The 12,802-nt window shown below is 61.9% G+C and carries 11 protein-coding genes; 6 read left to right on the plus strand and 5 right to left on the minus strand.

Annotated features, from left to right (window positions below; translation table 11 throughout):
• Positions 1-2: 2 nt before the first annotated feature.
• A complete protein-coding gene (locus FJ951_RS15580; protein WP_140493941.1) occupies positions 3-593 on the minus strand; it encodes a hypothetical protein in 591 nt (196 codons plus the stop codon).
• 335 nt (positions 594-928) lie between these two features.
• Here FJ951_RS15580 and clpP point away from each other — a divergent pair, with 335 nt between their 5' ends.
• The 4 genes from clpP to FJ951_RS15600 all read left to right on the plus strand — a co-directional run bounded on the left by clpP (position 929) and on the right by FJ951_RS15600 (position 6,281).
• Entirely contained in the window at positions 929-1,558 is a 630-nt protein-coding gene (gene clpP, locus FJ951_RS15585; RefSeq protein WP_027028064.1) for an ATP-dependent Clp endopeptidase proteolytic subunit ClpP, read from the plus strand.
• Between the two features lie 295 nt (positions 1,559-1,853).
• Positions 1,854-3,128 (plus strand): ATP-dependent Clp protease ATP-binding subunit ClpX, encoded by a 1,275-nt coding sequence (gene clpX / locus FJ951_RS15590; RefSeq protein ID WP_140493939.1) that lies wholly within the window; start codon positions 1,854-1,856, stop codon positions 3,126-3,128.
• A gap of 272 nt (positions 3,129-3,400) precedes the next feature.
• Positions 3,401-5,812, plus strand: coding sequence for an endopeptidase La (lon, locus tag FJ951_RS15595; RefSeq protein WP_140493937.1), 2,412 nt, complete (start codon positions 3,401-3,403; stop codon positions 5,810-5,812).
• A gap of 196 nt (positions 5,813-6,008) precedes the next feature.
• A complete protein-coding gene (locus FJ951_RS15600) occupies positions 6,009-6,281 on the plus strand; it encodes an HU family DNA-binding protein (RefSeq protein WP_006201846.1) in 273 nt (90 codons plus the stop codon).
• A 93-nt stretch (positions 6,282-6,374) separates the two neighbouring features.
• Here FJ951_RS15600 and FJ951_RS15605 read toward each other — a convergent pair whose 3' ends face one another.
• Positions 6,375-7,397, minus strand: a complete 1,023-nt coding sequence (locus FJ951_RS15605; protein WP_140515754.1) for an aldo/keto reductase — start codon at positions 7,395-7,397, stop codon at positions 6,375-6,377.
• Positions 7,398-7,605: 208 nt separating this feature from the next.
• Between FJ951_RS15605 and FJ951_RS15610 the strand changes: the two genes are divergently transcribed.
• Positions 7,606-8,151 (plus strand): SIS domain-containing protein, encoded by a 546-nt coding sequence (locus FJ951_RS15610; RefSeq protein ID WP_140515824.1) that lies wholly within the window; start codon positions 7,606-7,608, stop codon positions 8,149-8,151.
• A gap of 4 nt (positions 8,152-8,155) precedes the next feature.
• Complete coding sequence (locus tag FJ951_RS15615) at positions 8,156-8,899, plus strand: creatininase family protein (protein WP_140515756.1); 744 nt, start codon at positions 8,156-8,158, stop codon at positions 8,897-8,899.
• Positions 8,900-8,944: 45 nt separating this feature from the next.
• Here the strand turns inward: FJ951_RS15615 and FJ951_RS15620 are convergent, their stop codons facing one another.
• The 3 genes from FJ951_RS15620 to FJ951_RS15630 form a co-directional block, all read right to left on the minus strand.
• Positions 8,945-9,862, minus strand: a complete 918-nt coding sequence (locus FJ951_RS15620; protein ID WP_140515758.1) for a carbohydrate ABC transporter permease — start codon at positions 9,860-9,862, stop codon at positions 8,945-8,947.
• Between the two features lie 13 nt (positions 9,863-9,875).
• Complete coding sequence (locus tag FJ951_RS15625; RefSeq protein WP_140515760.1) at positions 9,876-10,997, minus strand: sugar ABC transporter permease; 1,122 nt, start codon at positions 10,995-10,997, stop codon at positions 9,876-9,878.
• A 94-nt stretch (positions 10,998-11,091) separates the two neighbouring features.
• Complete coding sequence (locus FJ951_RS15630) at positions 11,092-12,756, minus strand: sugar ABC transporter substrate-binding protein (RefSeq protein WP_140493924.1); 1,665 nt, start codon at positions 12,754-12,756, stop codon at positions 11,092-11,094.
• Positions 12,757-12,802 lie beyond the last annotated feature (46 nt).

Genomic DNA, 12,802 nt, shown 5'->3' on the forward strand with positions numbered 1-12,802 from the left:
ATTCAGTCCTGGCAATGCCTGGGAATATGCACGCGCCGCCAGCCGGATGAGCCTTCGCGCACCAGCACGCGCCGCGCGACGGTCTGGTAGGCGCCGGGAATGTCGATGACGCGCCTTTGCTCCGGTCGCACCAGCACCTCCTCGGCGATCCTGTCATATTGCGCCGGAATGACGACGCGCCTTGTGCGCTCCGGCCGGATCACCACCGTTTCGGCGACGCGTTCATAGCGCGCCTTGTGCCGGACCTTGCACAGCACCTTGCGGCCGTGGATGACGCGCCATTCCCAGGAATAGCCGCCATCATCGACCTTGACTGTGTGGTAGACCGTACGGGTGATTGCGGGCACCACCTCATAGGTCACCTGTGCCGGAACCGTCATCACCACCCGCTCGCGCGTGCCGTAGATCGGCGCTTCATAGTCGACCTGCTGGCTGGGCGGACTGATCATCACGTCCTCGTAGACCGTGTCATAGACATCAGGCGTTTGGACCGGCTCATAGCATTCGACGGCGCGGCCGCCGGCCGCCGTCTGCGAAATCGAGCCGAGCATGGTCAGCCCGGCCATGGCGAAGCATGCGGTTTTCCTGGACATGACGTTCCCCCTGTTGAACCGCGGACACAAGTTCAACGTTGAATTGTAGGGGAAGCGGTCCGCGAGAAAAGCGGGTTCGGCGCATTCGTTAAGTGACGCGGTTAAGAAACTGCTACCTGTCAGGCCGCAGGTGCCGTCGCGAGCCGGCGGAAGCGCCCGCCGTTGCGAATCTCGCCTGGAAAGCTTGATTCGACTTACCCAGATGGCTAGGAGGGGTCGGCCTTGCACAAGGATGAGCCGGCATCCTATTTACACAATAACGATCCAGAACCGATTCTGCCCGAGTTGCCAGCATGTCCGGCGCCGGAATCCCACCGCGAGACAAGAGATAACGAATGAAGAACCCCGTCGAAACCTACATGAACCTCGTTCCGATGGTGGTCGAACAGACCAATCGCGGCGAGCGGGCCTACGACATTTTCTCGCGCCTCCTCAAAGAGCGCATCATTTTCATCACCGGTCCGGTCGAGGACGGCATGGCGACGCTGGTCTGCGCGCAGCTTCTGTTCCTGGAAGCCGAGAATCCGAAGAAGGAAATCAACCTCTACATCAATTCGCCCGGTGGCGTCGTCACCTCGGGCATGGCCATCTACGACACCATGCAATTCATCAAGCCGGCCGTGTCGACGCTGTGCATCGGCCAGGCGGCCTCCATGGGCTCGCTGCTCCTGACCGCCGGCCACAAGGACATGCGCTTCGCCACGCCCAACGCCCGCATCATGGTTCACCAGCCGTCCGGCGGCTTCCAGGGCCAGGCGTCCGACATCGAGCGTCATGCCCAGGACATCATTAAACTGAAGCGCCGCCTCAACGAGGTGTACGTCAAGCACACCGGCAAGAGCTACGACGAGATTGAAAAGACGCTCGACCGTGACCATTTCATGACCGCGGACGAGGCCAAGGACTTCGGCCTGATCGACAAGGTCATTTCGTCGCGCGAAGCGGCCGAAGGGGCGCTGGCATAACGGCATATTGGCAGTTGGATGGCGGCATCACGCGCTTTTGGCGCGTCTTGCGGCATTTCGGCCACAATTGGCTGTTCCCTCGACGATCGGGATTGCCTACGTTAAGGCTATGTTGATTTTCGACGGCTTAGCTTTGTGTGGGGTTGCTGCGAATCATTGCCACGTTTTCTGATTTGTGTTTCGTACGGAATACGTTGCGGGAGCCGGGATACTGGCGGCGGCGGATTCCCGCGATAAATAGAGTATGCGCCCTTTCAGCCAGACCATCGGCGGGCGGCCATGAAAGGACATGAAAATGAGCAAAGTCGGCAACAACAGCGGCGATTCCAAGAACACGCTTTATTGCTCGTTTTGCGGCAAAAGCCAGCATGAGGTGCGCAAGCTGATCGCCGGCCCGACGGTCTTCATCTGCGACGAATGCGTCGAGCTGTGCATGGACATCATCCGCGAGGAGAACAAGACCTCGATGGTGAAGTCGCGCGAGGGTGTGCCGACCCCGCAGGAGATCCTCAAGGTTCTCGACGACTACGTTATCGGCCAGCCCTACGCCAAGCGCGTGCTCTCGGTGGCCGTCCACAATCACTACAAGCGCCTCGCCCATGCCGGCAAGAACAACGATGTCGAACTGGCCAAGTCCAACATCCTGTTGATCGGCCCGACCGGTTGCGGCAAGACGCTGCTGGCGCAGACGCTCGCCCGCATCATCGACGTGCCCTTCACCATGGCCGATGCCACGACGCTGACCGAGGCCGGCTATGTCGGCGAGGACGTCGAGAACATCATCCTGAAGCTGTTGCAGTCGGCCGACTACAATGTCGAACGCGCCCAGCGCGGCATCGTCTACATCGACGAGATCGACAAGATCTCGCGCAAGTCCGATAACCCCTCCATCACCCGCGACGTGTCGGGCGAGGGCGTGCAGCAGGCGCTGTTGAAGATCATGGAAGGCACTGTCGCCTCGGTACCGCCACAGGGCGGCAGGAAACATCCACAACAGGAGTTCCTGCAGGTCGACACCGCCAACATCCTGTTTATCTGCGGCGGCGCCTTCGCCGGGTTGGACAAAATCATATCGGATCGTGGCCGCAAGACCTCGATCGGCTTCGGCGCCACCGTGGCATCGCCCGAGGATCGCCGCACCGGCGATGTCTTCCGCCTTGTGGAGCCAGAGGATCTCTTGAAGTTCGGCCTCATTCCCGAGTTTGTCGGCCGTCTGCCGGTCCTGGCGACGCTGGAAGACCTCGACGAGCCGGCGCTGATCCAGATCCTGACCGAACCGAAGAACGCACTGGTCAAGCAATACCAGCGGCTGTTCGAGATGGAGAATGTCGACCTGACCTTCCACGAGAACGCATTGTCTGCGATCGCCAAGCGCGCCATCGAGCGCAAGACCGGCGCGCGTGGCCTGCGCTCCATCATGGAAGCGATCCTGCTCGACACCATGTTCGAACTGCCGGCGCTCGAAGGCGTGCGCGAAGTGGTGATTTCGGAAGAAGTGGTGACCGGCAGTGCCCGGCCGCTCTACATCTATTCCGAACAGAAGGAAAAGAAGGGCAATGTCAGCGCCTGACATGCCACTTGAACCCATATTTTTGTGGAACGGCGCCCTCGGGGCGCCGTTTTGCCATGAGAGGCATGCGACCTTCGCGAGGGAATGGAACGCCGGCGATGTTAACTCTTGATCTTTGGCCCTCCTGCATCCACCTAACACGAGAAGGCCGAGGTGCCCGATTTCTGTGCTGTAAAACTCCCGTCACAACGGTGGTAGGCGGAACGATCCCCGGTCGTTAATATAAGATTCGCGGTTGGCCGATTGGCGGCCGCGACATGAAAGGTTGGACAATGGCCAAAATAACCAAGGCTCCCAGCGACGGCGTCTTCGCAGTCCTCCCACTGCGCGACATCGTGGTGTTCCCGCACATGATCGTTCCGCTCTTTGTCGGGCGTGAAAAGTCGATCAAGGCGCTGGAAGAGGTGATGGGTCAGGAAAAGCAGATCCTGCTCGCCACCCAGATGAATGCCGCCGATGACGATCCGGAGCCCGATGCCATCTTTGATATCGGCACGCTCGCCAACGTGCTGCAATTGCTGAAGCTGCCCGACGGCACCGTCAAGGTGCTGGTCGAAGGCGCCTCGCGCGCGAAAATCACCGCCTTCACCGACCGTCCCGACTTCCATGAGGCCCGCGCCACCGCGCTGGTCGAGCCGGAAGAGGAAGAGGTTGAGGTCGAGGCGCTGGCTCGTTCGGTCGTCACCGACTTCGAGAACTACGTCAAGCTCAACAAGAAGATCTCGCCCGAGGTGGTTGGTGCCGCCAGCCAGATCGACGACTATTCCAAGCTCGCCGACACGGTCGCTTCGCACCTCGCCATCAAGATCCCCGAAAAGCAGGAGATGCTGGCCACGCTCTCGGTCAAGGAGCGGCTGGAAAAGGCGATGGGCTTCATGGAGGCCGAAATCTCCGTCCTGCAGGTGGAGAAGCGCATCCGCTCGCGCGTCAAGCGCCAGATGGAGAAGACGCAGCGCGAATACTACCTCAACGAGCAGATGAAGGCGATCCAGAAGGAGCTCGGCGAAGGCGAGGATGGCCGCGACGAGGCCGCCGAGATCGAGGCCCGCATCAAGAAGACCAAGCTCTCCAAGGAGGCTCGCGAAAAGGCGGAAGCCGAATTGAAGAAGCTGAGGACGATGTCGCCTATGTCGGCGGAATCCACCGTGGTGCGTAATTATCTCGACTGGATCCTGTCGATTCCGTGGGGCAAGAACTCCAAGGTCAAGCAGGACCTGGCGTTCGCGCAGAACGTGCTCGACACCGACCATTTCGGTCTCGACAAGGTCAAGGACCGTATCGTCGAGTATCTCGCCGTGCAAAGCCGCCAGAAGAAGCTCAAGGGGCCCATCCTGTGCCTCGTCGGCCCTCCCGGCGTCGGCAAGACCTCGCTCGGCAAGTCGATCGCCAAGGCGACCGGCCGCGAGTTCATCCGCATGGCGCTGGGCGGCGTGCGTGACGAGGCCGAGATCCGCGGCCACCGGCGCACCTATATCGGCTCGATGCCCGGCAAGGTCATCCAGTCGATGAAGAAGGCGAAGAAATCCAATCCGCTCTTCCTGCTCGACGAGATCGACAAGATGGGCCAGGATTTCCGCGGCGATCCGTCGTCGGCTTTGCTGGAGGTGCTCGACCCCGAGCAGAACTCGACGTTCATGGACCACTATCTGGAGGTCGAGTACGACCTGTCGAGTGTGATGTTCGTGACGACGGCGAACACGCTGAACATCCCTGCGCCCTTGATGGACCGCATGGAAATCATCCGTATCGCCGGCTACACCGAGGACGAGAAGATCGAGATCGCCAAGCGGCATTTGCTGCCGAAGGTGGTGCGCGATCACGCGCTGCAGCCGAAGGAGTTCTCCGTCAGTGAGGACGCGATCCGCGCCATCATCCAGACCTACACCCGTGAAGCGGGCGTCAGGAGCCTGGAGCGCGAGCTGATGAAGCTCGGGCGCAAGGCGGTGACCGAGATCCTGAAGACGAAGAAGAAGACTGTGAACATCACGGCGGACAATCTCGCCGATTATCTCGGTGTTCCGCGCTTCCGCTTCGGTCAGGTCGAGGCAGACGACCAGGTCGGCGTCATCACCGGACTTGCCTGGACGGAAGTCGGCGGCGAGCTGCTGACGGTCGAAGGCGTCATGATGCCCGGCAAGGGCCGCATGACGGTGACCGGCAATCTGCGCGACGTGATGAAGGAATCGATTTCGGCGGCGGCCTCCTATGTCCGCTCGCGCGCTCTCGATTTCGGCATCGAGCCGCCGCTGTTCGACAAGCGCGACATCCACGTCCACGTGCCGGAGGGTGCCACGCCCAAGGATGGGCCGTCGGCCGGTGTGGCGATGGCGACCGCGATCGTCTCCGTGCTGACCGGCATTCCGGTCAGGGCCGATGTCGCCATGACCGGCGAGATCACGCTGCGCGGCAGGGTGCTGCCGATCGGCGGTCTGAAGGAGAAGTTGCTTGCCGCACTGCGCGGCGGCATCAAGAAAGTGCTGATCCCGGAAGACAACGCCAAGGATCTGGCGGATATTCCTGACAACGTGAAGAACGGTATGGAAATCATCCCGGTCTCGCGGGTCGGCGAGGCGTTGCGCCACGCGTTGGTGCGTATGCCGGAGCCAATCGAATGGGTCGAACCGGTCAATCCTCCTGCCGCGACGGACACTGCGGATGACGCCGGAAAGTCGCTTGCGCATTAGTTCTTGCTAAAGTTGCAGCGCACAAACAGAAAGCCGGGCCTCGCGCCCGGCTTTTTCATGTGAAAAACCCCGGAATTCCGGGCTTTTTTCCATTCTTTCCCGGCTTTTCGACTTGGTTGCGCGAGCGCTTCTTTCTAAAGTCCGTTTCCTGCCGGATGAGTCGTGAGTTCCGGTGTTCTCATGGAAGGGAATTTTTATGAACAAGAACGAACTGGTGTCCGCTGTTGCCGACGCCGCGAGCATTTCGAAGGGTGACGCGCAGTCGGCTGTCGATGCGGTATTCTCCGTCATCACCGGCGAACTGAAGAAGGGCGGCGATGTCCGGCTTGTCGGCTTTGGCAATTTCACCGTGTCAAAGCGCGCAGCCTCGACCGGCCGCAACCCTCAGACCGGCGCCGAAGTAAAGATCCCGGCGCGCACCGTGCCGAAGTTCTCGGCCGGCAAGGGTCTCAAGGACGCCGTCAATTAAGCGCCTTTTTTAAATTTCAAAATATCAGAAAAGCCGGGCAAGCCCCGGCTTTTCTTTTGCGCTCCTACTGGTCGATAGGTTCGTGATTGCGAGCTACCCGGTCGGCGCGTCCGCCCGCATCAGGCCGTCCTTCTTCAGGTCGGCCCAGAGTGCCGCCGGCAGTCTCGCATCGAGCAGTGACCGATTGCTTTCGACCTCGCTTGGCCGCTGGCCACCGGGGATCACCGACACGACGGACGGATGCAGCAACGGGAACTGCAGCGCTGCTTCGATCAAGCGCACGTCATGCCGTCGGCAGACCGCCTCGATGCGCGCCACCCGGTCGAGCACGTCCCGCGGCGCTTCGGTGTAGTTGTAGAAGGCACCCGGCTTCGGCCCCGTGGCCAGGATTCCGGAATTGTAGGGGCCGCCCAAAACGATGCCGATGCCGCGCTTCTGGCAGAGCGGCAGGAAGGATGTCAGCGCCTCCTGCTCGAGCAGCGTATAGCGGCCGGCGAGCAGGAACAGATCGAAATCACCGCGCTCGGCCAATGTCTGGGCAACCTGCCATTCGTTGATGCCGCCACCGAAGGCCTTGATGACGCCCTGGTCGCGCAAGGCAAGCAGCCCGTAATAGCCGGAGCGCATAAACTCCTCTATGCGCTGGTCGGACGCTTCCTTGCTGCCATGGGTGAAGATGTCGACGTCGTGCACGAACAGAATGTCGATGCGGTCGACGCCGAGCCGTTCCAGGGACGCTTCGAAGGAGCGCATCACGCCGTCATAGCTGTAGTCGTAGACCTCCTTGCGCGACGGCGTGTCGAAGAACTTGCCGATGCCGGTGCGCTCTTGCGGCGGACAGGCGCGCATGATGCGGCCGACCTTGCTCGACAGCACGTAGTCGTCGCGCTTCTTGCCGCGCAGGAAGGGGTTGAGCCGCGTCTCCGACAAGCCAAGCCCATAGAGCGGCGCGGTGTCGTAATAGCGGCAGCCGGTCGCCCATGCAGCCTCCAGCGTCGCATTGGCGTCCTCGTCGGAGACCGCGCGGTAGAGGTTGCCGAGCGGCGCCGTGCCGAAGCCGAGTTCGGTGAAGCTGATGCCGCCATTGCCGATGCGGTCGAAATGCCGTGTCTTCATATCCTGCCGTTTGCCTCATTGATTTGTCTGACATGACACTATCACGCTCGTGGCACAGCAAAAGCGCGCAGGGGCGTTGGACACGGATTTTGGCGGTGATAGCATGAATAAAAACAAGCTGTTCGGGGAGAGACGTGACCGGGAATTTCCACTCTTCTTCGACCTCGGATCGTTGGACGGCACCGTCGTGAGCGATGGGGGCTCGCAGATGTTCAGGACCGCTCTGGACGAGCTCGGCACTGTGCTGGCGCGCGTCGACGACGGCCGGATCGATGCCGCCTGCGAGATGCTTGCAGGAGCACGGCAGATCGTCGTCTACGGCTGCGGCCGCGAGGCCTTGCAGGTCAAGGGCTTCGCCATGCGGCTCCATCATCTGGGCCTGCCGGTGTCGGTGGTCGGTGACATGACCACGCCGCCCGTGGCGCAGGGCGATGTCTTCCTGGTCAGTTCCGGGCCTGGAGAAACCGCGACCGTGCTAACCCTGATGCAGGTGGCGCGCCAGGCCGGCGCGACGGTTCTGCTTCTGACCGCTCAGCCCGGCGGCAGTGCAGCGCGCTTGGCCGACTTCACGCTGCTCGTGCCGGCGCAGACCATGGCCGACGACCAGGGTCCGCAAAAAACATCGGTCCTGCCGATGGGATCGGTGTTCGAAGGCGCGCTGTTCCTGCTGTTCGAGGTCATGGTGCTGAAACTCAGGGGTCTGACCGCGGCCTCGCCGGAGGCGATGCGGGCCCGTCACACCAATATGGAGTAGTGCGATGCGCTACGAGTTGATGCTGCCGCACCAGATCCGCAAGGCGATCGCCCAGAACTGGCCGATCGCCCTGCCGCTCGGCGTGCTCGAATACCATGGCGAGCACATGGCGGTCGGCATGGACACGCTGGCGGTCGTCAAGACGCTGGAGCTGTTTGAGAAGGAGCGGGAGATCGTCATCCTGCCGCCCTTCTACTACGGCGCGGCGAGCTACGCCGTGGCGCCGCCGGAGGGCACAGGCTCGGTGCAGGTTGGCGGCAATCAACTGGCGCCCTTCGCGGAGGAACTGTTCTACAGCCTGCTGCGCATCGGTTTTCGCAACATCCACGCCATAATCCACCACCAGACCGAGAATTTCGCCGCCGGCATGCCGACCGATCTCGCCTTCAAGGCCGCCGGACGTCAGGCGATCTTCCGCTTCCTTGAGAAGGAACGAGGTGAAGGCTGGTGGGGCTCCGAGGCGATGGCCGCCTACTATGCCGAGCATGCCGAGGGCAGCAATTTTTTCAACTGGGTGCAGGTGCATCCGCTGATGCCGGCCGAGATGAACGGCAAGTACCCGTTCGATCATGCCGGCATCGGCGAGACCTCGCTGATGCTGGCGCTATGCCCTGAGGCTGTCGATGCCGGCCATTTCGCCGACAATACGAGCTGGTATACGGCCAGCGCTCCGGATGCCTCGGCTGCGCTCGGAGCAGAGGGCGTTGCCATGATCATGGATCACCTGCGCACGATCCTGAGGGGCTAGCGCGGTTCTCCTTCTCCCTTGTGGAGAAGGTAAGGACGGCGCCGCCTATTTCACCGCTCCCGCGGTCATACCCATGATCAGGTAGCGCTCCAGCGCGATGCCGATGACGGCCAAGGGCGCGATTGCCGCCGTGGCAAGCGCTGCCATCGACCACCAGTTGATGCCTTGCGAACCGGTCTGGCTCGCCACCATGACCGGAATTGTCTTGGCGTCGGTCGAGGTCAAAAGGGCGGCGAAGAAATACTCGTTCCAGCACAGCACCATCGCCAGGATGAAAGCCGCGACCATGCCGGGCAGGGCGATCGGCATGACGATGCGAAAGAACGCGCCCCAGATCGACAACCCGTCGACGAGGGCCGCTTCCTCGAGCTCGACCGGGATGGAATTGAACTGGTCGCGCATGATCCAGATGACGATCGGCAGCACCATCAGCGTGTAGAGCAGGATCAGCCCGATGCGCGTGTCGAGCAGTCCGACTTCGCGGTAAAGCACCAGGAACGGCAGTGCGAGCACGACCGGCGGCAGGATGAGCTGCGACAGGAAGAAGAAGGAAATGTCCTCGTTCTTGAACCAGGCGAAGTGATAGCGGTAGCGCGTGAGGCCGTAGGCGGCGAGGCTGCCGATGACGATGGCGAGGCTCGACGCGCCGACCGAAGTGATGACCGAATTCATGAAGCGCTTGAAGAATTCGTCGCGGACGGTCGACGTCTGGAAGATCGAATCCGGCGACAGGCCAAGCGATCGCCAGCCCTTCCAGTCCGGCTGGAAGTCGACGAAGGGGATCAGATGCCCCTGGGTCACGTCTACCGCCGACTTGAACGAGGTCGTGATCGTCCAGTAGATCGGAAAGAGGCAGATGAAGGCCCAGAACACAAGCGCGCCATAGATGAAGACGCGGCTGGTGATGAAGCTCGCCGGTGAGCGGATTTCGGAGACGGTATAGTCGGTGGTCTGAACGCTCATGATCCCTGCCGCACTAGTTCACATTGCGCACGAAGCGGTTGGCGACCTTCAGCAGCCAGGTCACGAACACCACGATGATGACGAGATAGGCCATCGCCAGCATCGTGCCGTAGCCGACATTGGAACGGTCCCGGTACTCGCGATAAATAAAGCTCGACACGGAATCGGTGGCGCCGCCGGGACCACCCGAGGTGACCGTGATGATGATGTCTGCCAGTTTCAGCTTGAAGATGATGCGCAACACGACGGCGGTCACCGACACCGGCAGCATCAGCGGGAAGGTGACCTGCCAGAAGGTTTGCCAGGCCGTGGCGCCGTCGACGCGCGCGGCCTCCAGCACCTCGCGCGACATCGCCTGCAGGCCGGCAAGCAGCATGATCATCATGAAGGGGATGAAGGTCCAGGCGTCGAGCATCATGATCGAGATACGGGCGGTGATCGGGTTGGAGAAGAAAGCGGGGTTGTCCCAGCCGAGGTGGCGGGCCAGCGTCGCCGCCGGCCCGAACCGGTACTCCATCAGCGATTTGCCAATCATCCACGAGACCGCGACCGGCGACAGCATCAGCGGCATCAGGAAGACGACGCGGAAGAATTTGCGCGCCCGGATCTGCGCGTTGAGCAGCAGCGCCAGGCCGAAGGCGATGACATATTCGACCAGCACCGCCAGCACATAGAGCACCATGTTGAACAGCGCGTTGCGATAATAGGGATCGCCGAGCATCTGCCAGAAATTGTCGAGCCCGTTGAACTTGCGGCCCGAGAATGAACTCAGGTTCCAGTCGGTCAGCGCGATGTAGAAGCCGAACAGGGTCGGGAAGATCACCATGGCGATGGTGAACAGCAGCGCCGGCAGCAGGAACAGCGCCCGCTGGCCGTCTTCGCCGCGCGTCAGCACCTGGCCGACGCCGAGCGCCACGCCCCACAGCACATAGGCGTAGACCACGGGCCGCCATGTCTCGAAGCCGATCGTGTCGACCTCGCTCTTGTAGAGGACTTGCACCAGGATCGTTGCCAGAAGGCCGAGCGTCGCGACGGCCATCAGGGCCCAACCAAGCCGTTTGCGGCCGGGCGGGATCAGATCGGTCGGTACGGAATTTGCCGGCCACGCATTCGTGGTCGAAGTCTGGTCAGCCACGCCTCTTGCCTCTTTTGCGCAAATGACCGGCCGAAGCCGGCCGAGATACGGCCCGGCGACGTTCCGCCGGGCCGTGATCCATCATAACGCCTGCCTACAGGCCGAGCGAGGCCTTGTAGAGCTTGATCTGGTTGTCACGGCCGATCTGGTCGGTCAGCTTCTCCCAGGCCGCGGCAATGGCGTCTGCGCCCTCCTGGGCCTTCATCTTGCCGGCGAAGGTGTTAGCCAGAATGTCCTCGGCGGCTGAATAGTATTGGAAGATGCCGGGAATGCGTGGCTCGATCGCCGCGTTCGGGTGGTTGTAGCTGTCCGATTCCGACTTGAGATAGGAGGTGATGAAGGCTTCGTCATAGCCCGCCGCCACCCACTCCGGAATGTCGAAATGTGAGTTGCGGTAGGGCTGGAAGCCAGACGGGTACATCGCCGTCCAGATCGACAGGTCCTTGCCGCCGAGATGGGCGGCGGCGGACCATGCCGCCTTCTTCTTCTTCTCGTCGCTATCGACGCGGGCCATGACGTATACGCCCCAGCCGAGATAGGCGCAGTTCGGCGCATAGTTCGGTCCGCTGGCGAGTTTGTCCCACTGCCCGGTCTTGGAGTTGTAGACATCGTCGGAGCCGGGCAGGATCGAGAAGCCGGTGACGTCGCCCACGACGGAGGAGTCGTTGGTCTTGACGTTCGAGCCGACATCGCCCCACCAGGTGACCATCGAGCCGGTGCCGGCCAGGAACTGCTGGAAGGCGGTGGTGTTTGGATCGGCGTTGATTTGGTCGGCAGGCTCCGAAGGCAGCGCGTCGATCACGTCCTGTATGGCGCGCACCCAGGCCGGATTGTTGATGCGCGGCTTCATCGTGTCGGCGTCGAACAGCCAGGCCTTGTCGTCGGGGTGCTTGGCGTAGGCGGTGGCGCGGCTGCCGAGGAAATAGAAGCCGAATCCGCCCCAGGGTTTCGGCGCGTCGAGATAGCCGTAGACGTCCTGACCCTTGACCTGCTTGCCCTTGAGGAACTTGGTGACCGCCTGGACCTGCTGCCAGGTCTTCGGCACGCCCCATTCACCGCCGCCGCCGCCGTCCTTCCAGGCCTTGGCGAGGTCGGCATCGGAAAACACATCGGTGCGGTAATTGAAATTATGAGCGTCGCCGTCGACGGTCACGCGGTACTGCTTGCCGTTCCAGGTGCCGACAGGCGGCTTCAGATAGTTGACGAGGTCGTCGAAATCGATCTGGGTCTTGACCCAGTCGGGCATCTCGGACGTGAGGCCCTTGCCGCAGACGTCGCCCTCGAACGGCGCGCCCATCTCGATGATGTCGAAGTCGACCGTGCCGGTGGCGATCGACTGCTGCAGACGGGCATTGTAGTCGGCCTGCGCCAGATCGATCCAGTTGATCTTGGCGCCGGTATAGGTTTCCCAAGGCTTCAGGAAGCCGCGGAACAGCACATTGTGCAGGTTCTGGTTGTTGAGACCCATGAAGGTAAGCTCGACGCCGGCGAATTCGCCTTCCTTGACATTGGCCTTGGTCGCCTCGAGGCAGAGCTCGCCGACCTTCTGGAAGTCGGCGTCGGTCGGCTGACCCTTGCCCACGCCGGGGATCTGCAGGATTTTCGAGCGCAGCTCACTGGCGGCGGAGGCCGGGCGCGTGAGGGCGCCGAGCCCGGCGCCGGATGCGGCAGCGATCGCGGCCATCGAGGCCGCGCCCTTCAATATGTCGCGTCGGGTTGCCCCCGCGCGGACCAGCGTTTCGTAGAGACCTGTTTTCATCGATGTTCCTCCCAGAATATCTGTTGTGAATGCGGCCAAATTTCTC

Source organism: Mesorhizobium sp. B2-2-3 (assembly GCF_006442405.1).
Taxonomy (GTDB): Bacteria; Pseudomonadota; Alphaproteobacteria; order Rhizobiales; family Rhizobiaceae; genus Mesorhizobium.

Bases quoted from the DNA above. Each gene is read 5' to 3' on its own strand.
- FJ951_RS15580 (WP_140493941.1), bottom strand. From the start codon at position 593: ATGTCCAGGAAAACCGCATGCTTCGCCATGGCCGGGCTGACCATGCTC.
- clpP (WP_027028064.1), top strand. From the start codon at position 929: ATGAAGAACCCCGTCGAAACCTACATGAACCTCGTTCCGATGGTGGTC.
- clpX (WP_140493939.1), top strand. From the start codon at position 1,854: ATGAGCAAAGTCGGCAACAACAGCGGCGATTCCAAGAACACGCTTTAT.
- lon (WP_140493937.1), top strand. From the start codon at position 3,401: ATGGCCAAAATAACCAAGGCTCCCAGCGACGGCGTCTTCGCAGTCCTC.
- FJ951_RS15600 (WP_006201846.1), top strand. From the start codon at position 6,009: ATGAACAAGAACGAACTGGTGTCCGCTGTTGCCGACGCCGCGAGCATT.
- FJ951_RS15605 (WP_140515754.1), bottom strand. From the start codon at position 7,397: ATGAAGACACGGCATTTCGACCGCATCGGCAATGGCGGCATCAGCTTC.
- FJ951_RS15610 (WP_140515824.1), top strand. From the start codon at position 7,606: ATGTTCAGGACCGCTCTGGACGAGCTCGGCACTGTGCTGGCGCGCGTC.
- FJ951_RS15615 (WP_140515756.1), top strand. From the start codon at position 8,156: ATGCGCTACGAGTTGATGCTGCCGCACCAGATCCGCAAGGCGATCGCC.
- FJ951_RS15620 (WP_140515758.1), bottom strand. From the start codon at position 9,862: ATGAGCGTTCAGACCACCGACTATACCGTCTCCGAAATCCGCTCACCG.
- FJ951_RS15630 (WP_140493924.1), bottom strand. From the start codon at position 12,756: ATGAAAACAGGTCTCTACGAAACGCTGGTCCGCGCGGGGGCAACCCGA.